Source organism: Pseudomonas sp. BO3-4 (assembly GCF_034044115.1).
Taxonomy (GTDB): domain Bacteria; phylum Pseudomonadota; class Gammaproteobacteria; order Pseudomonadales; family Pseudomonadaceae; genus Aquipseudomonas; species Aquipseudomonas alloputida.
This window is the reverse complement of sequence record NZ_CP139018.1, coordinates 4,501,216-4,523,396: the sequence shown is the minus strand read 5'-3', so window position 1 is coordinate 4,523,396 and position 22,181 is coordinate 4,501,216. Positions and strand designations below refer to the sequence as shown.

At 62.8% G+C, this 22,181-nt stretch carries 21 protein-coding genes and 1 tRNA gene; 19 read left to right on the top strand and 3 right to left on the bottom strand.

From position 1 onward, the window contains the following. Positions 1-159 precede the first annotated feature (159 nt). Positions 160-3,435 (bottom strand): ribonuclease E, encoded by a 3,276-nt coding sequence (gene rne / locus REH59_RS20855; RefSeq protein ID WP_128573591.1) that lies wholly within the window; start codon positions 3,433-3,435, stop codon positions 160-162. A 797-nt stretch (positions 3,436-4,232) separates the two neighbouring features. Between rne and rluC the strand changes: the two genes are divergently transcribed. Genes rluC through REH59_RS20840 form a run of 3 tightly spaced genes read left to right on the top strand, consistent with a single transcriptional unit; the run spans position 4,233 to position 6,863 of the window. Then, the gene (gene rluC / locus REH59_RS20850) at positions 4,233-5,189 is read left to right on the top strand and encodes a 23S rRNA pseudouridine(955/2504/2580) synthase RluC (protein WP_003247149.1); all 957 of its coding nucleotides are present in this window, start codon (positions 4,233-4,235) and stop codon (positions 5,187-5,189) included. Between the two features lie 3 nt (positions 5,190-5,192). Next, positions 5,193-5,867 carry an HAD family hydrolase gene (locus REH59_RS20845; protein ID WP_014859693.1) on the top strand — a complete coding sequence of 225 codons (675 nt, stop codon included), beginning with the start codon at positions 5,193-5,195 and terminating at the stop codon, positions 5,865-5,867. 6 nt (positions 5,868-5,873) lie between these two features. After that, positions 5,874-6,863 (top strand): S49 family peptidase, encoded by a 990-nt coding sequence (locus REH59_RS20840; protein ID WP_003247151.1) that lies wholly within the window; start codon positions 5,874-5,876, stop codon positions 6,861-6,863. A 321-nt stretch (positions 6,864-7,184) separates the two neighbouring features. Here the strand turns inward: REH59_RS20840 and REH59_RS20835 are convergent, their stop codons facing one another. Then, positions 7,185-7,763 (bottom strand): Maf family protein, encoded by a 579-nt coding sequence (locus REH59_RS20835; protein ID WP_014859694.1) that lies wholly within the window; start codon positions 7,761-7,763, stop codon positions 7,185-7,187. A 96-nt stretch (positions 7,764-7,859) separates the two neighbouring features. Here REH59_RS20835 and REH59_RS20830 point away from each other — a divergent pair, with 96 nt between their 5' ends. The 16 genes from REH59_RS20830 to REH59_RS20755 all read left to right on the top strand — a co-directional run bounded on the left by REH59_RS20830 (position 7,860) and on the right by REH59_RS20755 (position 21,856). Continuing rightward, the gene (locus tag REH59_RS20830; RefSeq protein ID WP_003247153.1) at positions 7,860-8,387 is read left to right on the top strand and encodes a YceD family protein; all 528 of its coding nucleotides are present in this window, start codon (positions 7,860-7,862) and stop codon (positions 8,385-8,387) included. Positions 8,388-8,400: 13 nt separating this feature from the next. Continuing rightward, positions 8,401-8,583, top strand: coding sequence for a 50S ribosomal protein L32 (gene rpmF / locus REH59_RS20825; RefSeq protein ID WP_003247154.1), 183 nt, complete (start codon positions 8,401-8,403; stop codon positions 8,581-8,583). A gap of 3 nt (positions 8,584-8,586) precedes the next feature. Continuing rightward, positions 8,587-9,597 carry a phosphate acyltransferase PlsX gene (plsX, locus tag REH59_RS20820; RefSeq protein ID WP_019752226.1) on the top strand — a complete coding sequence of 337 codons (1,011 nt, stop codon included), beginning with the start codon at positions 8,587-8,589 and terminating at the stop codon, positions 9,595-9,597. A 127-nt stretch (positions 9,598-9,724) separates the two neighbouring features. Continuing rightward, positions 9,725-10,663 (top strand): ACP S-malonyltransferase, encoded by a 939-nt coding sequence (gene fabD / locus REH59_RS20815; protein WP_010952936.1) that lies wholly within the window; start codon positions 9,725-9,727, stop codon positions 10,661-10,663. Positions 10,664-10,678: 15 nt separating this feature from the next. After that, a complete protein-coding gene (fabG, locus tag REH59_RS20810) occupies positions 10,679-11,419 on the top strand; it encodes a 3-oxoacyl-ACP reductase FabG (RefSeq protein WP_003247160.1) in 741 nt (246 codons plus the stop codon). A gap of 203 nt (positions 11,420-11,622) precedes the next feature. Next, positions 11,623-11,859 (top strand): acyl carrier protein, encoded by a 237-nt coding sequence (acpP, locus tag REH59_RS20805; RefSeq protein WP_003247161.1) that lies wholly within the window; start codon positions 11,623-11,625, stop codon positions 11,857-11,859. A 187-nt stretch (positions 11,860-12,046) separates the two neighbouring features. Next, complete coding sequence (gene fabF, locus REH59_RS20800; RefSeq protein WP_014859697.1) at positions 12,047-13,291, top strand: beta-ketoacyl-ACP synthase II; 1,245 nt, start codon at positions 12,047-12,049, stop codon at positions 13,289-13,291. Continuing rightward, complete coding sequence (gene pabC, locus REH59_RS20795; RefSeq protein WP_003247163.1) at positions 13,291-14,106, top strand: aminodeoxychorismate lyase; 816 nt, start codon at positions 13,291-13,293, stop codon at positions 14,104-14,106. Before fabF ends, pabC begins: the two co-directional genes overlap by 1 nt. A gap of 4 nt (positions 14,107-14,110) precedes the next feature. Then, positions 14,111-15,331, top strand: a complete 1,221-nt coding sequence (gene mltG / locus REH59_RS20790) for an endolytic transglycosylase MltG (protein ID WP_003247164.1) — start codon at positions 14,111-14,113, stop codon at positions 15,329-15,331. A 9-nt stretch (positions 15,332-15,340) separates the two neighbouring features. Beyond that, the gene (gene tmk / locus REH59_RS20785; RefSeq protein ID WP_003247165.1) at positions 15,341-15,973 is read left to right on the top strand and encodes a dTMP kinase; all 633 of its coding nucleotides are present in this window, start codon (positions 15,341-15,343) and stop codon (positions 15,971-15,973) included. Then, positions 15,966-16,952, top strand: coding sequence for a DNA polymerase III subunit delta' (locus REH59_RS20780; RefSeq protein ID WP_003247167.1), 987 nt, complete (start codon positions 15,966-15,968; stop codon positions 16,950-16,952). The genes tmk and REH59_RS20780 overlap by 8 nt, the downstream gene beginning before the upstream one ends. Positions 16,953-16,982: 30 nt before the next feature. Beyond that, positions 16,983-17,765: a TatD family hydrolase gene (locus tag REH59_RS20775; RefSeq protein ID WP_221101093.1), complete on the top strand. Its 783-nt coding sequence runs from the start codon at positions 16,983-16,985 to the stop codon at positions 17,763-17,765. Positions 17,766-18,754: 989 nt separating this feature from the next. Continuing rightward, positions 18,755-19,390 (top strand): TetR/AcrR family transcriptional regulator, encoded by a 636-nt coding sequence (locus REH59_RS20770; protein WP_003247170.1) that lies wholly within the window; start codon positions 18,755-18,757, stop codon positions 19,388-19,390. Positions 19,391-19,647: 257 nt separating this feature from the next. Then, positions 19,648-20,616 (top strand): GTP 3',8-cyclase MoaA, encoded by a 969-nt coding sequence (locus REH59_RS20765; RefSeq protein WP_012053287.1) that lies wholly within the window; start codon positions 19,648-19,650, stop codon positions 20,614-20,616. A 66-nt stretch (positions 20,617-20,682) separates the two neighbouring features. Further along, a complete protein-coding gene (locus REH59_RS20760; RefSeq protein WP_014861671.1) occupies positions 20,683-21,288 on the top strand; it encodes a DUF4823 domain-containing protein in 606 nt (201 codons plus the stop codon). A 10-nt stretch (positions 21,289-21,298) separates the two neighbouring features. Next, on the top strand, positions 21,299-21,856 hold the full coding sequence (locus REH59_RS20755) for a DUF1285 domain-containing protein (RefSeq protein WP_003247173.1): 558 nt from the start codon (positions 21,299-21,301) through the stop codon (positions 21,854-21,856). 211 nt (positions 21,857-22,067) lie between these two features. Here REH59_RS20755 and REH59_RS20750 read toward each other — a convergent pair. Continuing rightward, positions 22,068-22,143: transfer RNA gene (locus REH59_RS20750), tRNA-Asn, on the bottom strand. Between the last annotated feature and the right edge of the window lie 38 nt (positions 22,144-22,181).

The following is a 22,181-nucleotide window of genomic DNA, read 5'->3' as shown; positions in this document are numbered from 1 at the left end:
TAAACCCGCTCCTACACGCTGATCGGTGGTGGACACACATCGGGGGGTTGGACACAGGCCATTGTAGGCGCGGGTTTACCCGCGAAGAGGCCCGTCAGGCAAACCAAAAAAAGCCCCGCCAGTTTGCACTGGCGGGGCTTTTTCATTCAGCTTTGGCTATCAGCCGTGATGAGGTTTGTGCTCATCGGCGGCTTCCAGGGCTGGTTCCTGGGAAGCTGCAGCAGCTTCCTGTGCCGCTTTGGCAGCAGCCTCGGCCTCCCGCTTGCGGCGACGCACTTCACGTGGGTCGTTCGGTGCACGGCCGTTGGCCAGCATGACAGTGGCAGGTTCGACCACTGCAGGTGCAGGTTCGACCACCGCAGGTGCAGGCTCGGCCACCACTTCTGGCTGGGCTTCGACAACCGGGGCAGGCTGTGCGGCAACCGGAGCGACTTCGACCACGGCCGGGGCCTGTTCGATCTCGCCGGCTTCTACCGCTGGGGCTTCTGCTGGGGTTTCAGTGACCACGGTTTCTGCAACTACGACCGGCTCAACAGCAGGTGCATCTTCAGCGACAGGCTGCGGGGCCATTTCGACCACAGGCTCGGCAGTTGCCTCGGCTGCGGCCACTGGCTCGGTGACCGGCTGCTCGACCGCTGGGGCCACGGACGCTTCTTCAGCTTTGGTGACCGCTTCGACCTGCTCGACCGGTTGGGCGGCTTCGCTGTTGTCGGTTTCTGCAACGGCAGCGACTTCGGCGGTAGCACGCTCGGCCTGCTGGTTGGCCTGGGCTTCTGCGTCGGAGCTGATGTTGCTGCTGGCGACAGCAGCCGTCACGGCAAGGCCGGCAGCCAGTTCGGCACCCAGCTCGGTGGCCTGGTGCTGTTGTGGCTGCTCTTCGCTGCCTTCTTCTTCACTGCCGTCGATCAGCTCGCCATTGGCATTGCGCTGACGCTCACGACGGTTGCTGCGACGACGCTGGCCACGGGAGCGGCGGCGTGGGCGCTCGCCATCGGTGCCTTCCTGCTCGTCTTGCAGCAGCTCTTCGCTTGGCAGTTGCTCTTCGGCCAGTTCGGCAGCCTGCTCGGTTGCTTCTTCAGCAGCGCGTGGTTGGCGTTCTTCGCGTGGTGGGCGCGGGGCGCGTTCTTCGCGTGGAGCGCGTTCTTCCCGAGGTGCGCGCTCTTCACGTGGAGCACGTTCTTCACGCGGTGCGCGTTCTTCACGTGGAGCACGTTCTTCACGCGGTGCGCGTTCTTCACGTGGCGCACGTTCTTCGCGAGGTGCGCGTTCTTCGCGTGGAGCACGCTCTTCGCGGGCTACACGTTCTTCACGCGGCTGGCGCTCTTCGCGTTCGGCTGGCGGGGTGGCGTCCAGCGGTTCGCGCAGCTCGCGAACGCGCTCTTCGCCGCGGTTGCTACGGCGGTCTTCGCGTGGCTGGCGCGGAGTACGTTCTTCACGCGGTGCACGCTCTTCACGTGGGGCACGTTCCTCACGCGGTGCACGTTCTTCACGTGGGGCACGTTCCTCACGCGGTGCACGTTCTTCGCGTGGGGCGCGTTCCTCGCGCGGTGCGCGCTCGGCACGCTCTTCACGCGGTTTGCGTTCTTCGTCGCGGCGGCCGTTGCGGTTGCGGCTTTGCTGGCGGCCGTTGCGGCGTTCTTCGTTACGCGGGCTGCGCTCGGCAGCCGGTTTTTCGGCGGCGGGCACCACTGGCGCGGCGGCAGGCTCGTCCTTGCCGGCGAACAGGCTCACCAGCGACTTCACCAGGCCTTTGAACAGGCTTGGCTCCGGAACGCTCGGGGCAGGGGCGACCGGCGCGGCAGCCTGGGGCTCTTCAGCGGCGGCCGGTACCGGTGCGTTGGCGCGGGCCGGGGCCGTCTTCACTGCGGCTTCCTGGCGTACCAGGGTGCGGGTGGCGGTCGGTTGCGGCGCTTCTTCGGCTTCGGCGGCGGCGATTTCGTAGCTGGACTGGTTGTTCAGCACTTCGGGGTTGTCGTCGCGCAGGCGCTGGACTTCGAAGTGCGGGGTTTCCAGGTGGTCGTTCGGCAGGATGATGATGCGCGCACGGGTACGCAGCTCGATCTTGGTGATCGAGTTACGCTTTTCGTTCAGCAGGAACGCGGCTACCGGGATCGGCACTTGAGCACGTACTTCGGCGGTGCGGTCCTTCAGGGCTTCTTCTTCGATCAGGCGCAGGATGGCCAGCGACAGCGATTCGACGTCACGGATGATGCCGGTGCCGGAGCAGCGTGGGCAGACGATGCCGCTGCTTTCGCCCAGCGATGGGCGCAGGCGCTGACGGGACATTTCCAGCAGGCCGAAGCGCGAGATGCGGCCTACCTGCACGCGGGCGCGGTCGGCTTCCAGGCATTCACGCACGCGCTCTTCAACGGCGCGCTGGTTCTTCGCCGGGGTCATGTCGATGAAGTCGATGACGATCAGGCCGCCGATGTCACGCAGGCGCAGCTGGCGGGCGATTTCCTCGGCCGCTTCCAGGTTGGTCTGCAGGGCGGTTTCTTCGATGTCGCTGCCTTTGGTGGCGCGCGCCGAGTTGATGTCGATGGACACCAGGGCTTCGGTCGGGTCGATCACGATCGAACCGCCGGACGGCAGGTCGACCACGCGCTGGAAGGCAGTCTCGATCTGGCTTTCGATCTGGAAGCGATTGAACAGCGGTACGCTGTCTTCGTACAGCTTGACCTTGCTGGCGTACTGCGGCATCACCTGGCGGATGAAGGTCAGCGCTTCTTCCTGGGCGTCGATGCTGTCGATCAGCACTTCGCCGATGTCCTGGCGCAGGTAGTCGCGGATGGCGCGGATGATGACGTTGCTTTCCTGGTAGATCAGGAATGGCGCGGCGCGGTCCAGGGACGCTTCCTTGATGGCGGTCCACAGCTGCAGCAGGTAATCCAGGTCCCACTGCATTTCTTCGCTGCTGCGGCCAAGGCCGGCAGTGCGCACGATCAGGCCCATGTCACCCGGTACGGTCAGGCCGTTCAGGGCTTCGCGCAGTTCGTTGCGCTCTTCGCCTTCGATGCGGCGCGAGATGCCACCGGCACGCGGGTTGTTGGGCATCAGCACCAGGTAGCGGCCGGCCAGGCTGATGAAGGTGGTGAGGGCGGCGCCTTTGTTGCCGCGCTCTTCCTTCTCGACCTGAACGATGACTTCCTGGCCTTCGCTGAGCACTTCCTTGATGTTGACCCGGCCTTCTGGGGCCTTCTTGAAGTACTCGCGGGAGATTTCTTTCAGCGGCAGGAAGCCGTGACGTTCGGAACCGAAGTCGACGAAGGCGGCTTCGAGGCTGGGTTCGATGCGGGTGATCTTGCCTTTGTAGATGTTGGCCTTTTTCTGCTCGCGCGCGCCGGACTCGATGTCCAGGTCGTAGAGACGTTGGCCGTCCACCAGGGCTACACGCAACTCTTCGGGTTGAGTCGCGTTAATCAGCATTCTTTTCATGTTGTACCGTCGGTTTCCGGGCTGCCGGAAACGGCGTTCGGCACACACGACGTCTCATGGTCGGTGCCAAGGTGCGCAAAGGGTGGCCGGGCCACCCCCGTGTCGAGCGACGTTCGGCACCAGCCGGTTGCCCAGCCTGCCGTTGTCGCGACGACGCGTCCTGTTTGCTGCGGTGCCAACAAGGCCCCGGTGGCTTCGAATAGGTATCCGAATCAACCAAGCGGGCCTTGTGCACTCAGTCAGGAGGAGGAATCAACCGTCAGCCGTGGACGCCCGGAGGGCATCTGTTCAGGACCTTATCCGCTCACCAGCCGTCAGTGGGCTGGTGGCCGGACGCGGTGCTACACGGTCCGAGGGCTGTGCATCTCCACCCTGCACGTATCCCTGATAATTCGGGTGCTGCCGCGCGCTGAATCCGCAACGGGTTGCATTTTTCGCCAGCGCTGGTTCTGCGCTGGCGCCATTCATGTCCAAGGCAGGTATTTCCGAAGCATTCGCCGGGCGATGCGTGGAAGCGACTCGCGGGCAGAGGTGCAGCGAAAAGAATCGGGTAAGCAGGTGAAACACCGCACTTGTCGTTTTTTTTCGGTCTTCTCTACACGGCGCTGGTGGCGATTCCAGGCATTTCGGTAAACTGGCGAAAACCCCGTAGGACGGCCTCGCGTCCTGGAGAATTGCGAAGGTCAAGGACCGGCAAAGAGCCTGGTGCCGCTGGCCTGCCGCTTTTGGCGGCGTTCGCGACTATAGCAGCAATGATTAAGTGCTTCAATTCCATAAAAAATTGTTATGATCTCGCAATGACGACCAATACCCCTCCGACTTCCGGCGTTCAGCTGATCGAAGTCGCGCCGGAGCTTGCCGGCCAACGCATCGATAATTTCCTCATCACGGCCCTCAAGGGCGTGCCCAAGACACTGGTCTACCGCATCCTGCGCAAGGGTGAGGTGAGGGTCAACAAGGGCCGCGTCAAGCCGGAGTACAAGATCCAGGCCGGCGACATCGTGCGCGTTCCGCCCGTCCGCTTGCCGGAACGAGACGAACCGGCGCCGGTGGCCCAAGGCCTGCTGCAGCGTCTGGAAGCCGCCATTGTCTACGAGGACAAGGCGCTTATCGTGATGAACAAGCCGGCCGGCATCGCCGTGCACGGCGGCAGTGGCCTGAGCTTCGGGGTGATCGAGGCGCTGCGCCAGTTGCGCCCGGACGCCAAGGAGCTGGAGCTGGTGCACCGCCTGGATCGCGACACGTCTGGCCTGTTGATGATCGCCAAGAAGCGCAGCATGCTGCGCCACCTGCATGCCGCCCTGCGCGGCGATGGTGTCGACAAGCGCTACATGGCGCTGGTGCGCGGCCACTGGCCAACCTCGAAAAAGCAGGTCAACGCGCCGTTGCTCAAGAGCAACCTGCGTTCCGGTGAGCGCATGGTCGAGGTGAACGATGAAGGCAAGGAGGCGCTGACCCTGTTTCGCGTGCTGCGCCGCTTTGGCGACTTTGCCACCATTGTCGAGGCGCGCCCGATCACCGGTCGTACTCATCAGATCCGCGTGCACACCTTGCATGCCGGGCACATGATCGCTGGCGACAGCAAATACGGCGACGAAGACTTCAGCCGGGAAATTCGCGAGTTGGGTGGCAAGCGCCTGTTCCTGCATGCCTACGCGTTGACTGTACCGCTGCCCGACGGTGGCGAGTTGAAGCTCGAGGCGCCTGTGGATGAGGTATGGGCGAAAACCGTTGAACGTTTGAGTGCGTCCTGATCCATGAAAAAAGGCTATGAGCTACTGATCTTCGACTGGGACGGCACCCTGGCCGATTCCATTGGTCGTATCGTCGAGGCCATGAATGTCGCCGCAGAGCGTGCCGGCGAGGCCCAGAGCAGCGATGATGCGGTCAAGGGCATCATCGGCCTGGCCTTGGACGAGGCGATCCACACCTTGTACCCGCACCTGGTGCCTGCAGAGGTTGCCAGCTTCCGCCAGCACTATGCCGATGTCTACGTTGCGCTGGATCAGCAACCTTCGCCGCTGTTCGATGGCGTGGTCGAGTCGCTGGATGCCTTTCGCGCCGAGGGTTACCGCCTGGCGGTGGCCACCGGCAAGGCCCGTCGCGGGCTGGATCGGGTGCTCAGGGCCAATGGCTGGGAGCGGTTCTTCGACATCACCCGCGCCGCTGACGAGACCCGTGGCAAGCCACACCCGCTGATGCTTGAGGAAATCCTCGGGCATTGTGGCGTCGAACCGTCGCGTGCGCTGATGGTCGGAGATTCGGCATTCGACCTGCAGATGGCCAGCAATGCCGGCATGCATTCGGTGGCGGTTGGCTATGGTGCCATGTCGCTGCAGGCGTTGGCCGAGTTTGGTCCGCAGGTATGCATCGATCGCTTTTCCCAGTTGCGCGAGTGGCTGGGTGGTTCCGCAATTCCACTTCCAAGGTAGGTAAGCATGGCAGACGAATGGAAAGCCCCTGAGCCCGAGCCCGGGGAGCGCGAAGAGCGCAACAGCTGGAAGCTCCTGGAAAAGACCTTGCTGGCGAGCGTGCAGGAGCAGCGACGGTCGCGGCGCTGGGGGATCTTCTTCAAGCTGCTGACCTTTGTCTACCTGTTTGGCATTCTGGCGTTGTTCTCGCCGCTGATGGACATGGACAAGGCCGCTTCGCGCAGTGCCAGCCATACCGCGCTGGTCGAAGTGCGCGGGGTGATTGCCGATCAGGAGGCTGCCAGCGCCGATAACATCGTCAAGAGCCTGCGCGAAGCGTTCAAGGACGACAAGACCAAGGCTGTGGTGATGCGCATCAACAGCCCGGGTGGCAGTCCGGTGCAAGCGGGTTACGTGTATGACGAAATCCGTCGCCTGCGTGCCGAATATCCCGCCATCAAGCTGTATGCGGTGATCGCCGACCTTGGGGCTTCCGGTGCCTATTATATCGCCAGTGCGGCGGACGAGATCTATGCCGACAAGGCCAGCCTGGTGGGTTCCATTGGGGTGACGGCGGCGGGTTATGGCTTTGTTGGTGCCATGGAGAAGCTTGGGGTCGAGCGGCGTGCCTATACATCGGGTGAGCACAAGGCGTTCCTTGATCCGTTTTCGCCGGAAAAACCAGAAGAGACCCGGTTCTGGCAGGGCGTGCTGGATACCACGCACCAGCAGTTCATCGCCATGGTCAAGCAGGGGCGGGGTGAGCGCCTGAAGGACAAGGAGCACCCGGAGTTGTTCAGTGGCCTTATCTGGTCGGGTGAGCAGGCCAAGGCGCTGGGGCTGGTGGATGGCTTGGGCAGTGCCAGCTATGTGGCGCGCGAGATCGTGGGGGAGAAGGAGTTGGTGGACTTCACCGTTCAGGAGTCGCCTTTCGATCGCTTCTCCAAGCGCGTGGGTGCCAGCGTGGCTGAGCACCTGGCGATGTGGATGGGGTTCCAGGGGCCGCAGTTGCGTTGAGTTCGTCGCAGTTTTTGTAGTGCCTGGCAGATCGAGCGCCGCCCGCGCGGCGCATTGCGCGCAGGTTCGCTCATCGATCGGGGTGCCCAGCGGTGCGTTGTAGGGGCGGGTTTACCCGCGAATAGGCCGGACCTGCCGGCCAATATCCCTGGCCATTCACCGTCGCAGCACCATCGCATTCGCGGGCATGAGGTGGTGTCACTACGCCCGTTGTAGGAGCGGGTTTACCCGCGAATAGGCCGGATCCGCCGTCCAATATCCCCGATCGTTCACCCTCCCGGGCGGCGCTCGATCTGTCGGGCGCCAAAATCTCCAGCCAGGTTACGGAACCATCACCCCTTCCTTGGTCAGCATATCCACCAGCCGAATCAGCGGCAGCCCGATCAGGCTGGTTGCATCGCACCCATGGGTGCTCTGGAACAGGCTCACCCCCAACCCCTCCGCCTTGAAGCTCCCCGCGCAATCCAGCGGCTGTTCCGTCGCGACATAGCGCTCCACGCGCTCGCGGCTCAATTCGCGCATCGTGACGGTAAACGGCACGCAATCCACCTGGCATTGCCCGGTGGCGCTGTTCAGCAGTGCCAGCCCGGTCAGAAAGCTCACCTGCTGCCCGCTACACTCCAGCAGTTGCTCGCAAGCCCGCTCGAAGGTGTGCGGCTTACCCAGCACCTGTTCGCCCAGCACGGCTACCTGGTCCGACCCGATAATCAGGTGCCCGGGATGGCTGCCCGCCAAGGCCTCGGCCTTTTGCCTGGCAAGGCGGCGTACCAGTTCAACGGCTGGCTCGTCTTCCCGGCGCTGCTCGTCTATATCGGGGCTTGCCCAGGTGAAGGGCAGGTGCAGGCGTGCGAGCAGTTCGCGGCGATAGGCAGAGCTGGAAGCCAGTAACAAAGGAAGCATGGTAGACTCCGGGTTCGGTTGAACCAATTCTATCACGCACGATGCCGCCTAATTTCCTTTGACAGGGGCGGGGGGCATCCCTAGAATGCTGCGCCTATGTTGAATGACCCGATTCCACCTCACGTTGACCCGCGCAAATTAGCCGATCGTGGCGTAACCCTTAACGGTTCGCTGCAACTCGCTGATTTGGAAAGACTCTGCGACCCGCTTTCCGACAATGTCGGTACGGTGCAGGCGAAGTTCGATTTTGAACGAGATGAACAGCACGTGGTGGTTATCCACAGCGAGCTGGACGTCGAAGTCAAGATGGTTTGCCAGCGTTGTCTTGAGCTGGTCACCCTACCGGTCCACAGCGAATGTACATACGCCGTGGTGAAGGAGGGTGCGAATACCCAGTCGTTGCCGAAAGGCTATGACGTGCTGGAACTGGGCGAAGATCCTTTGGATCTGCAGGCATTGGTCGAGGAGGAGCTTTTGCTCGCCTTGCCAATCGTGCCTGCTCATCATCCGGAAGAATGCCAGCAGCCGGCGGGCGCAGACGAGCCCGAATCGAGCAAGGACGAGGTGTCGCGGTCCAACCCGTTCAGTGTTTTGGCGCAGTTAAAGCGTGACCCAAACGTTTAGGAGTTAATCAATTATGGCTGTTCAGCAGAACAAAAAATCCCGCTCTGCCCGTGACATGCGCCGTTCGCACGACGCTCTGTCGGAAAACGCGCTGTCGGTAGAGAAAACCACCGGTGAAGTTCACCTGCGTCACCACGTTTCGCCAGAAGGCGTTTACCGTGGTCGTAAAGTGGTCGACAAGGGCGCTGACGAGTAATCCTTGTCCGCTCAGGTCATCGCGATCGACGCAATGGGCGGGGACTTCGGTCCCCGCAGCATTGTCCAGGCTAGCATTGCCTGCCTTTCGGCTACCCCCTCGCTCCACCTGACCCTCGTCGGTCAACCCTCCCTCCTTGAAGATCTCATCAGTGGCTTGCCAGCTGCGGATCGCGCGCGCCTGCAGATTGTGGCCGCCAGTGAGGTAGTCGGCATGGACGAGCGGCCATCCCAGGCGTTGCGCGGCAAGCCGGATTCGTCGATGCGCATCGCCCTCGAACTGGTGCGCGACGGAAAAGCCCAGGCCTGTGTCAGTGCCGGCAATACCGGGGCGCTGATGGCGTTGTCGCGCTTCGTGCTCAAGACCTTGCCGGGTATCGACCGGCCGGCCATGGTGGCGGCGATCCCGACCCAGACGGGTTACTGTCAATTGCTCGATCTGGGCGCCAATGTCGACTGCAGCGCCGAAAACCTCTACCAGTTCGCGGTAATGGGCTCGGTGGCCGCTCAGGCCCTGGGTGTGCATCGGCCACGCGTGGCGCTGTTGAACATCGGTACCGAGGACATCAAGGGTAACCAGCAGGTCAAGCTGGCTGCCACGCTGTTGCAGAACGCCCGCGGCCTCAACTATGTCGGTTTCGTCGAAGGGGATGGCCTGTACCGGGGTGAGGCAGACGTGGTGGTGTGCGACGGTTTTGTCGGCAACATACTGCTCAAGTCCAGCGAGGGCTTGGCGACGATGATCGGTGCGCGCATCGAAAAACTGTTCAAGGGCGGTGCTTTTGCCCGCGTTGCCGGGGCCGTTGCCATGCCGCTGCTCAAGCGTCTGCAGGCCGACCTGGCGCCGGCGCGGCACAATGGGGCGAGCTTCCTGGGGCTGCAGGGTATCGTCATCAAGAGTCATGGCTCGGCGGGCGTGCAGGGGTTTCAGAGTGCCATCCAGCGGGCGCTGATCGAAATTCAGGAAAACCTGCCGCAGCGGCTGCACGGCCGCCTTGAAGACCTGTTGCCTTAGGCATTTCGCCGATGAAGTGCTTAAATGTGACCGCTTGGTCTGTGTTTCCATCCAAGTTTTCAGATTCCGCGCCTGGCCTCGGGCCTGGCGCACACTATCCGACGACAAGATCATAAGGGCTTGTTCAATGTCTGCATCCCTCGCATTCGTCTTTCCCGGTCAAGGTTCCCAGTCGCTGGGCATGCTCGCCGAGCTCGGCGCCGAGAAGCCAGTGATCATCGAAACCTTCAAGGAAGCGTCCGAAGCGCTCGGCTACGACCTGTGGAAGCTGGTCCAGGACGGCCCGGAAGAGCAACTTAACCAGACCGACAAGACACAGCCGGCAATCCTCACGGCGTCCATCGCACTGTGGCGCCTGTGGCTGGAAGAGGGCGGTGCCAAGCCGGCCTTCGTTTCCGGTCACAGCCTGGGCGAATACAGTGCCCTGGTCGCCGCCGGCAGCATCAGCCTGAAAGATGCCGTTCGCCTGGTCGAGCGCCGCGGTCAGCTGATGCAGGAAGCCGTACCGGCCGGTCATGGCGCCATGGCTGCCATTCTCGGCCTGGACGATGCTGTGGTCGTGGAACTCTGCGCCGAAGCCGCTGAAGATGAAGTGGTCAGCGCCGTGAACTTCAACTCGCCTGGTCAGGTGGTCATCGCCGGTAACAAGGCGGCGGTAGACCGCGCCATGGAGCTGTGCAAGGCCAAAGGTGCCAAGCGCGCCCTGCCACTGGCGGTGAGCGTCCCGTCGCACTGCGCCCTGATGAAGCCCGCCGCCGAGCGCTTTGCCGAATCGGTCAATGCCATCGAATGGAAGGCCCCGCAGATTCCGGTGGTGCAGAACGTCACTGCCGCCGTCGCTGCCGACCTCGATGCCCTCAAGCACGACCTGCTGGCACAGCTGTACCAGCCGGTGCGCTGGGTCGAGTGCGTGCAGACCCTGGCCGCCAACGGTGCGGTCAACCTGGTCGAGTGTGGCCCGGGCAAGGTGCTGGCTGGCCTTAACAAGCGTTGCGCCGACGGCGTGACCACCTACAACCTCAACACCCCTGACGCCGTTGCTGCCACCCGCGCGGCACTGGCCTGATTTGGAGAAGCTTGCATGAGCCTGCAAGGTAAAGTTGCACTGGTTACCGGCGCCAGCCGTGGCATTGGCCAGGCCATCGCCCTCGAGCTGGGCCGCCAGGGTGCGACCGTGATCGGTACCGCCACGTCGGCGTCCGGCGCCGAGCGCATCGCTGCCACCCTGAAAGAACACGGCATCACCGGCACCGGCATGGAGCTGAACGTGACCAGCGCCGAATCGGTTGAAGCCGTGCTGGCCGCCATTGGCGAGCAGTTCGGTGCGCCGGCCATCCTCGTCAACAACGCCGGTATCACCCGCGACAACCTGATGCTGCGCATGAAAGACGACGAGTGGTTCGATGTCATCGACACCAACCTCAACAGCCTCTACCGTCTGTCCAAGGGCGTGCTGCGTGGCATGACCAAGGCACGTTGGGGTCGTATCATCAGCATCGGCTCGGTCGTTGGTGCCATGGGTAACGCAGGTCAGGCCAACTACGCGGCTGCCAAGGCCGGTCTGGAAGGTTTCAGCCGCGCCCTGGCGCGTGAAGTGGGTTCGCGTGGTATCACCGTCAACTCGGTGACCCCGGGCTTCATCGATACCGACATGACCCGCGAGCTGCCGGAAGCTCAGCGCGAAGCCCTGCAGACCCAGATTCCGCTGGGCCGCCTGGGCCAGGCTGACGAAATTGCCAAGGTGGTTTCGTTCCTGGCGTCCGACGGCGCCGCCTACGTGACCGGCGCTACCGTGCCGGTCAACGGCGGGATGTACATGTAATACTGCAACTCAATGTGACGGGTTTCGTAAAAAAAGAGTCATACTGCGAGCCTAAAATCCGTTATAAAGCTGCAACCAGATTCCAGGCAGCGGGTGTGGTGACTAGCCTGAAGGTGCGTTTAGCTTGAAAAGCGAACGTCTTTCTATAAAATTAGCCACCGGCCAGCTGCCTGACATATATCCATTAGGAGTGAAAACTAGGTATGAGCACCATCGAAGAACGCGTCAAGAAAATCGTCGCCGAGCAACTGGGCGTCAAGGAAGAAGAAGTGACTGAGACTAAGTCCTTCGTCGATGACCTGGGTGCCGATTCGCTTGACACCGTTGAACTGGTGATGGCTCTGGAAGAGGAATTCGAGACCGAAATCCCTGACGAAGAAGCCGAGAAGATCACTACCGTTCAAGCTGCTATCGACTACGTCAAAGCCCACCAGGCCTAAGACGCTACAGTCGACGTTTCTTGTCGGGGAAAACCGCACTGCCTTCGCTGGCGTGCGGTTTTTTCTTTGCGAGCGCCTCGCATTTTTCAGGCGGCTTCGTTCACCGCGCACCAAGAGCTTGTTGCCATTTCATTCCAGCGCTTGAATGCAATGGCAAGAAACTCTGTCATTAGAAAAGGAGAGTACTGTGTCGCGTAGACGCGTCGTGGTCACCGGTATGGGTATGCTGTCGCCACTGGGTACCGATGTACCGAGCACCTGGCAGGGCATTCTGGCTGGCCGCAGTGGCATTGGTCCGATCGAACACACGGACCTGTCTGCCTACTCCACCCGTTTTGGCGGCTCGGTGAAAGGCTTCGAGGTTGAGCAGTACCTGTCGGCCAAAGAGGCCCGCAAGCTCGACCTGTTCATCCAGTACGGCTTGGCCGCTGGTTTCCAGGCGGTGCGCAATGCCGGCCTGGAAGTCACCGATGCCAATCGCGAGCGCATTGGCGTGGCCATGGGCTCGGGTATCGGCGGCCTGACCAACATCGAAGAAACCAGCCGCACCCTGCACGATTCAGGGCCGCGCCGCATTTCGCCGTTCTTCGTGCCGGGCTCGATCATCAACATGATCTCGGGTTTCCTGTCGATCCACCTGGGCCTGCAGGGGCCGAACTACGCCATCGCCACCGCCTGCACCACCGGCACCCATTGCATCGGCATGGCCGCGCGCAATATCGCCTACGGTGAAGCTGACGTGATGATCGCTGGTGGCGCCGAAATGGCCGCTTGCGGCCTGGGCATGGGCGGCTTCGGTGCCTCGCGTGCGCTGTCGACCCGCAACGATGAGCCGGCCCGTGCCAGCCGCCCGTGGGACAAAGGCCGTGACGGCTTCGTGTTGTCGGACGGTGCCGGTGCGCTGGTGCTTGAAGAGCTGGAACATGCCAAGGCGCGCGGTGCGACCATCTACGCCGAGCTGGTCGGCTTTGGCATGAGCGGTGACGCCTACCACATGACCTCGCCACCCGACTCTGGCGAAGGCGCTGCCCGCTGCATGGCCAACGCCTTGCGCGATGCCGGTATCCAGCCGGAAGACGTCAGCTACATCAACGCCCACGGCACTTCTACCCCAGCGGGCGATGTGGCCGAAGTGGCGGCGATCAAGCGCGTGTTCGGCGAGCATGCCTACAAGCTGGCGGTCAGCTCGACCAAGTCGATGACCGGCCACTTGCTGGGCGCCGCGGGCGCGGTGGAAGCGATCTTCAGCGTGCTGGCAATCAATAGCCAGATGGCCCCACCGACCATCAACCTGGACGAGCCGGACGAAGGGTGTGACCTCGACTTCGTTCCCCACCAGGCGCGCAGCATGCCGATCGACGTGGTGCTGTCCAACTCGTTCGGCTTTGGCGGCACCAACGGCTCGCTGGTATTCCGCCGGTTTGCCGACTGATGCACAGCTGGATCGACGGCCAGCCGGCGACTGCACTCAACCTGCAGAACCGCGGCCTGGCCTACGGCGATGGCCTGTTCGAAACCATCGCCGTGCGAGGTGCCCAGCCCAGCTTGCTGGACGGCCACCTTGCACGCCTGGCACTGGGCTGCCAGCGCTTGGCGATCAACACCGACCTGGCGCTGGTGCGCGACGAGCTGCTGCGTTACGCCAGCCAGCTGGGTGAGGGTGTCGTCAAACTTATCCTTACCCGTGGCGATAGCCAGCGTGGCTATGCGCCAGCTGTGGATGCAGCGCCGCGGCGTATCCTGCAAGGCAGCCCATTACCCCGTTATCCTGTCGAGCATGCTGAGCATGGCGTGCGTTTGTTCCCTTGCCAGACCCGGCTTGGGGAACAACCACTGCTGGCCGGCCTCAAACACCTTAACCGCCTGGAGCAGGTGCTGGCCCGTGCCGAATGGCAGGACAGCGACCATGCCGAAGGCCTGATGCGTGACGCGCAGGGCAGGGTGATCGAAGGGGTATACAGCAATCTGTTTCTGGTGCGCGATGGCGTGTTGCTTACCGCCGACCTTAGCCGTTGTGGCGTGGCGGGCGTGATGCGTGCCGCACTGCTGGAACAGGCCCCGCTGCTGGGTATTGCGGCACATGTCTGCGACCTGTCGTTCGAGGCGCTTGAGCAAGCGGATGAAGTATTTGTTTGCAATAGCGTTTACGGCATTTGGCCCGTGTGTGGCGTAGCCGCGCTAAACTGGTCGCCGGGCCCGCTCACTCGTAAACTGCAGGCCGTTGCCCGTACGTTACTGGAAACCTGAATTCGTGAGACGTAAATTCCTGCTGTTGCTGGAAATGGGCTTGATCCTTGCCGGCCTGGCGTTTGGCTGGTCGGCCTGGAAGGTCAACTCGGTCCTGGAGCAGCCCCTGCACGTCACGCAGGAGCGCCTGCTGGATGTGCCCAATGGCACTAACCCCAACCGCATGTTCTACAGCATGCAAAGAGATGGGTTGCTTGACGATGCTGTCTGGTTGCGTTTGTACTGGCGCTTCAACATGGCCGGCACCCCGCTGCACACTGGCGAGTACCGTCTTACCCCTGGCATGACCGTCGAGCAGTTGTTCGACGCCTGGCGCCGTGCCGACGTGGTGCAGTACAACCTCACCCTGGTCGAAGGCTGGACCTTCCGTCAGGTGCGTGCGGCCGTGGCCAAGCATGAAAAGATCAAGCATACCCTGGACGGCTTGTCGGATGCCGAGGTCATGGACAAGCTCGGCCATACCGGTGTATTCCCCGAAGGCCGCTTCTTCCCCGACACTTACCGCTTCGTGCGGGGTATGACCGATGTCGAGTTGCTGCAGCAGGCCTACATGCGTCTGGACGAAGTGCTGGCCAAGGAGTGGGCCGAGCGCTCCACCGACCTGCCGTATCGTGACCCTTACCAGGCGCTGATCATGGCCTCCCTGGTCGAAAAGGAAACCGGCATTCCGCAGGAGCGGGGGCAGATCGCCGGCGTGTTCGTGCGGCGCATGCGCCTGGGTATGATGCTGCAGACGGACCCGACGGTTATCTATGGCATGGGTGAACGCTATAACGGCAAGATCACCCGCGCCGACCTGCGCGAGCCAACGCCCTACAACACTTACACCATGACTGGGCTGCCACCGACCCCGATCGCCATGGTCGGCCGCGAGGCGATTCACGCGGCGCTGAACCCGTCCAATGGCACCAGCCTTTACTTCGTCGCCCGCGGCGATGGCAGCCATGTGTTTTCCGACGACCTCGACGACCACAATTCGGCAGTGCGCGAGTTCCAGCTCAAGCGCCGGTCGGACTACCGCTCCAGCCCCGCGCCGCAGCAAGAGGCCAAGCCAGGGGCCGATGATGCCGAACAGGCGTCGGGCGCCGACGATGCGCAGCGCCCTGAGCCCCCAGCAGCGGACGAGCCAGCTGCGCAGCCAGCCCCCGATCAAGCGCCCGCGCAGGATGCCCCTGCCGGCGGTGCGCAAGCGGCCGAGCGGCCGACGCCTGACGAACAACATTAAGGACTGCCTGTGAGCGGCTTGTTTATAACTTTGGAAGGCCCCGAAGGCGCGGGCAAGAGCACCAATCGCGACTACCTGGCCGCGCGCCTGCGCGAGCACGGCCTGGACGTGGTGCTGACCCGTGAGCCAGGCGGTACGCCGCTGGCGGAAAAGGTGCGTGAACTGTTGCTGACGCCCAGCGACGAAGGCATGGCGGCCGACACCGAGCTGCTGCTGGTGTTCGCCGCTCGCGCCCAGCACCTGGCGCAGGTCATCCGCCCGGCGCTGGCACGCGGGTCTGTGGTGCTGTGTGACCGTTTCACGGACGCCACCTATGCCTATCAGGGCGGCGGTCGTGGTTTGTCGGTCGAGCGTATCGCGGTTCTGGAGCAATTCGTCCAAGGCGACCTGCGCCCGGACCTGACCCTGGTCTTCGACCTGCCGGTAGAAGTGGGCCTTGCCCGCGCCGCCGCCCGTGGCCGCCTGGACCGATTCGAGCAGGAAGGGCAGGCGTTCTTCGAAGCAGTGCGTCAGGCGTACCTGCAGCGCGCCCAAGGCGCGCCACAGCGCTACAGCCTGCTTGATGCGGCACAATCCCTGGAGGCTGTGCAGCGTGACATCGACGCTCTGCTGCCAGGCATTCTGGAGCGTTGCCGTGGCTGAGGCCTACCCTTGGCAGCAGGCGCTGTGGCAGCAACTGGCCGGTCGTAGCCGCCACGCCCACGCTTATCTGCTGCATGGGCCGCAGGGTATTGGCAAGCGGGCCATGGCCGAGCGCCTGATGGCGCGCCTGTTGTGCCAGCAGCCGCAGGGCCTGGACGCTTGTGGGGCGTGTAAGTCGTGCCTGTTGCTCAAGGCCGGCAGCCACCCGGACAACTTCGTCCTCGAGCCGGAGGAGGCTGACAAGCCGATCAAGGTCGACCAGGTACGGGAGCTGGTGGCCTTTGTGGTGCAGACCGCGCAGTTGGGCGGGCGCAAGGTGGTGTTGATCGAGCCGGTGGAGGCGATGAATGTAAACGCCTCAAACGCCCTGCTCAAAAGCCTTGAAGAACCTTCCGGTGACACCGTGTTGTTGCTGGTGACGCACCAGCCCAGCCGTCTGCTGCCGACGATCAAGAGCCGCTGCCAGCAGGTGGCCTGCCCGCAGCCCAGCCTGGCCCAGAGCCAGGCATGGCTGGCTGGCGCGTTACCCGACTGCGACGAGGTCGAGCGCGATGAGCTGCTGACGCTGGCAGCGGGCTCGCCATTGATGGCGGTCAGCCTGCAGGCGCAGGGTGTGCGCGAGCAACGCGCGCTGGTGGCCGACGGGGTGAAGAAGTTGCTCAAGCAGCAGCAATCGCCCAGCCAGCTGGCCGATGCCTGGAGTGGTGTGCCGTTGTTACTGCTGTTCGACTGGTTCTGCGATTGGTCGCACCTGATCCTGCGCTATCAGTTGACCCAGGACGAGGAAGGGTTAGGCTTGGCCGATATGCGCAAGGTCGTGCAATACCTGGCGCAGAAGAGCCGCCAGGCCAAGGTGCTGGAGGTGCAGGCCTGGATCCTCGAGCAGCGCCAGAAGGTGCTGGGCAAGGCCAACCTCAACCGTGCCTTGTTGCTTGAATCGCTGCTGGCTCACTGGCTGCAACTGCCGGGTGCCCGCTGATTTCCCATTTTTCATGTGTGCCGTTATCCCATGCTCGTAGATTCCCATTGCCACCTCGACCGTCTTGACCTCAGTGCCCACCAGGGCTCCCTCGATGCTGCCCTGCAGGCGGCGCGTGAGCGTGGGGTCGGGCATTTCCTGTGCATTGGCGTCAGTGCCGAGAATGCGGGTGCAGTGAAGGCGCTGAGCGAGCAGTACGCTGACGTCGACTGCTCGGTGGGCGTGCACCCGCTGGACCTGGCCCCTGGCGAAACCCCGGCGTTGGAGTGGCTGTTGCGCGAATTGGCCCACCCGCATGTGGTGGCGATTGGTGAAACCGGGCTGGATTACCACTACGAGCCAGAGGCGGCAGAGCTGCAGCAGGCCTCGTTCCGTCTGCACCTGGAGGCCTCCAGGCAGACCGGCAAGCCGGTGATCGTGCATACCCGGGCGGCGCGCGCCGATACCCTGGCGCTGCTGCGTGAGGCGAGCCTGCCGCAAGCGGGCGTGCTGCACTGCTTCACCGAAGACTGGGACATGGCCAAGGCGGCGCTGGACCTGGGTTATTACATTTCGCTGTCGGGCATCGTGACCTTCCGCAATGCCGATGCCTTGCGGGAAGTGGCGCGGCAGGTGCCTGTCGATCGCTTGCTGGTGGAGACCGATTCGCCCTACCTGGCGCCGATTCCCCATCGCGGCAAGCCGAACTTGCCGCAGTATGTACGGGAGGTGGCGGAGTATGTGGCTTCGTTGCGCGGGGCCAGTTATGAGCAGTTGGCCGAGCAGACCACGGCCAACTTCAAGCGATTGTTCCCGTTGGCGCGGGTGGCTTGATTTACCGGGGTTAAAGATTTTGTGAGGGGCACAAGGTGCCTGCCACAACCCTTGCAGCGCCTGTGAGATCGAGCGCCGCCCGCGCGGCGCTTCGCGGGTAAACCCGCTCCTACGTTTGTTTCGGGCCAGTCCGTCCTGTGCCAGGCGCGCGCGACCGCCTTGTTTGTACGGCGCGATATCGAGGCGTGCGCCAAGGCGTTCGCGCGCAAATCCCACAGGCCTAATTGGCCCGAAACAAGCGTAGGAGCGGGTTTCCCCGCGAAGCGCCGCGCGGGCGGCGCTCGATCTCCCTTCTGTGCCACGCGCGCGCGACCGCCTTGTTTGTACGACGCGATATCGAGGCGTGCGCCAAGGCGTTCGCGCGCAAATCCCACAGGCCTAATTGGCCCGAAACAAGCGTAGGAGCGGGTTTACCCGCGAAGCGCCGCGTGGGCGGCGCTCGATCTCCCTTCTGTGCCAGGCGCGCGCGACCGACTTGTTTGTACGACGCGATATCGAGGGGTGCGCCAAGGCGTTCGCGCGCAAATCTCACAGGCCTAATTGGCCCGAAACAAACGTAGGAGCGGGTTTACCCGCGAAGCGCCGCGCGGGCGGCGCTCGATCTCACAGGCGCTGAAAATCTTGCGTCACGCACCTGACAGCCGTCACACCATCCTCCCCACAAAAACACAAAAAAAACCCGGGTTCTGGGGGAGGAATCCGGGTTAAGACCATTAGGAGTAAAACAAAGGTACGCGGTCCCTGAGCACCTTTATCGGCGCGCCACTGGGGGGGATGCGCCGCGCCAACACTTCAAGTATTGGTCAGGTTTGGCGCAGTGCCAGTGCATATTGGACGTTTTTTAAACAGATTTGGAATACGCCAACGTTTCATTCCTCCCGCAGCGCATGGCTGTATGCATCGTGAAACACAGACATGCGTGGATGATCCGTGCAATTTCCCGCAAGTTAGGCATAATAAACCGCTTCGATTGTCATCCAGTCCTTCCCATGCAGAAAGAACCTCGTAAGGTCCGTGAGTTTCGCCGTCGCGAACAGGAAATCCTCGATACCGCGCTCAAGCTGTTTCTCGAGCAAGGTGAAGACAGCGTCACCGTCGAGATGATCGCCGACGCCGTGGGCATCGGCAAAGGTACGATCTACAAGCACTTCAAGTCCAAGGCGGAGATCTACCTTCGCCTGATGCTCGATTACGAGCGTGACCTGAATGAGCTGTTGCACTCGGCCGACGTCGACCGTGACAAGGAAGCGCTGTCGCGCGCCTACTTCGAGTTCCGCATGCGCGATCCGCAACGCTACCGGCTGTTCGACCGCCTTGAAGAAAAGGTGGTCAAGGGCAATCAGGTGCCGGAAATGGTCGAGCAGCTGCACAGCATCCGTGCCTCCAACTTCGACCGCCTGACCCAGCTGATCAAGGGCCGTATCAGCGAAGGCAAGCTCGAAGACGTGCCGCCGTATTTCCACTACTGCGCTGCCTGGGCGCTGGTGCACGGCGCTGTGGCGCTGTACCACTCGCCGTTCTGGAGCAATGTGCTGGAGGACCAGGAAGGCTTCTTCCAGTTCCTGATGGACATTGGCGTGCGTATGGGCAACAAGCGCAAGCGCGACCCGGAACCCTCGAACTGACCCTTGCGCGAAACTGCGCGGGCCCTATGGGGGCGGGCGCGCCCGCGAACACCGGCGCAGCCCGTGCCAGGCACCGCGTTTGATTCTTCGCGGGTACGCCCGCTCCCATAAGCACTGCGTCGTGCGTTCTCTGCGCGGCAGTGCAGCCCAAAGCGTTTGGCTATCGTCTGGACATTCGGCATTGCTCATTGGGGCTTGCAAAAACCTGATTTATGAGTCAGGTTTTGCCGGCCCCTTCATCCATGCCGGAGTCATTCATGATTGTCGATCGTCAAGGCAGGCGCTTTCGCAACCTGCGCGTCAGCCTGACGGCTGCCTGCAACTACGCTTGCACCTACTGCGTACCCGACGGCAAGCGGCTGGTGGCGGCGCAGGACGAGCTGTCTGCGGATGCCCTGGCCCGTGGCGTGGCCTATCTGATCGAAGCCGCCGGCATCGAGCGTCTGCGGATTACTGGCGGTGAGCCACTGGTCAGCCCGCGCCTGGATGCCTTTCTGGCTGCCGTGGCCAAACTCGACCTTGACGACGTCTCGCTGACCACCAACGGCCAGTTGCTGGCGCGCAAGTTGCCGCAACTGCAGGCGGCGGGGATTCGTCGGCTGAACGTTTCCCTCGACACCCTCGACCCGCTGGCTTTCCGCCAGATTGCCCGTGGCGGCGACCTGGGCACTGTGCTGGACGCAATGGAGCAGGCCCGCGCCGTGGGTATGCGAATCAAGGTCAATATGGTGCCGATGCGCGGGAAAAACCTTGATCAGGTACTGCCGCTGCTGGATTACTGCCTCGCGCGCGGCTTCGAGCTGCGCTTCATCGAGCTCATGCGCATGGGTCACCTCTCTCACGATCGCAACGCATTCCTCCAACAGTTTGTAGGCCTCGACCAGCTGCTTGCGCTGATCGGCGGCCAGCATACCTACGCCCAGGTGAATGCGCCGCTGGACGCCACAGCCATGCGTTACCACATCCCTGGCAGGGGCCACTTCGGCATCATTGCCAACGAAAGCGTGCCGTTTTGCCGGACCTGCTCGCGGCTGCGCCTGTCTTCTACGGGCTGGCTGCATGGCTGCCTGTCGTCAGGTAACCGGCACTTCGTCGGCGACCTGCTGGAGAAGCCGCGTCATCAGGCGCTGCCGGCCTTGCAGCGGTTGTTGGTCAAGGCTTTGGCTGACAAGCAGGACGTGGCCTTCTCCGGTGGCGTGACAGTCATGAAAGTGATCGGTGGCTGAAGCTGGCGCAAAAGCTGCATCCGCCGGCTATTCGCCGGTTTTTCGTCGCCGGCCACTGGAGGAAAGATGCGTAGCCTGGTCTTGCTGCTGGCGCTGATGGCGCTGGGCGGCTGCATGAATGTCAGCGATATGGGCGAAGGCGTCCGCTATCACATGAGCGATGCCGGTCTGCTGGACCACAGCGAAACCCGTCGCACCTTGTCGATCCGCCTGCAGCCTGATTCGTTCATTTTCATTGGCCAGGGTGCGTTCGTGCCGCCGGGCGAGGGGCCGGTGCCTCGGCAGAATGCAGTGGCCCAGCAGGCCTACAAGAGCTTCGTCGAATACTTCCCGATGGTGCGTCGTGCCCAGGGCCCGCTTGGCCTCGAAGAGGCCATCGCCCAGGCGCGCTCGGTAGGTGCGGACTACGTGTTGTACACGCGCTTCGCACGTACCGACGATCGCATCGGCAATGGTGACGAGTGGTATGACGAGCAGGCCGTCGACCGCTTGGGCTGGGACTCTGGCGTGGTGCAGATGATGCTGATCGAAACCAGTACCCGCTACCTGATCGACACCGCACGCATCAAGAGCCGTGGCGGTTTGTTGACGTTCCACGACAACACGCCGGAGGATTTGCTTGGTGCGCCGATGCGCGAGTACGCTCGTAGCCTCCTGGGCATGAGTGAATGAGGCAAGCGTGATGAGCGACTCCGGCAAGGCCAATGACCTTCTGGCGCAGATCCCCAAGGCCAAGGGGCTGCCGCCGGTGCACCTGTGGAACCCGGATTTCTGTGGTGACATCGACATGCGCATCGCCCGCGATGGCACCTGGTACTACCTGGGCACGCCGATCGGGCGCAAGCCGATGGTGCGGCTGTTCTCTACCATCATTCGCCGCGACGGCGATGACTACTTCCTGATTACCCCGGTAGAGAAGGTTGGCATTCGTGTCGACGATGCGCCATTCGTGGCCGTGCTGCTGGACGTGCAGGGCGAAGGCGAACAGCAGGTGCTGCGCTTTACCAGCAATGTCGAGGACCAGGTCGAGGCGGGGCCGGATAACCCCCTGCGGGTAGTGATCGACCCGGTGACGCAGGAGCCATCACCGTATGTGCTGATGCGCAGCAACCTGGAGGCGCTGATACATCGCAATGTGTTTTACCAACTGGTGGAGCTGGCGGTGCCGCATGTGATCGACGGGGAGGAATGGCTTGGGGTGTGGAGTCGGGGGGCGTTTTACCCGATCGGGCGCGGCTGAGGCCTATGTTGGCGATGCCGGGCTCTTCGCGGGTAAACCCGGTCCTGCACACGCATCGGTGATTCGGCACAGGCCGTTGGCGCCGGTTCGCCCGTGAATGGGCCGGGCCTGCTGGCCAATCTCCGCCCGCCGTTCACCGTTGCTGGCCAATAATTCCAGCGCAACGAAAAAGCCCCCGGTTGCTTGCGCATCCGGGGGCTTCTTCAATGTCTGGCTCCGCGACCTGGACTCGAACCAGGGACCCAATGATTAACAGTCATTTGCTCTACCGACTGAGCTATCGCGGAATCTGCGCGTATCTTACTGATTGCCCGGGAGAAGTCAA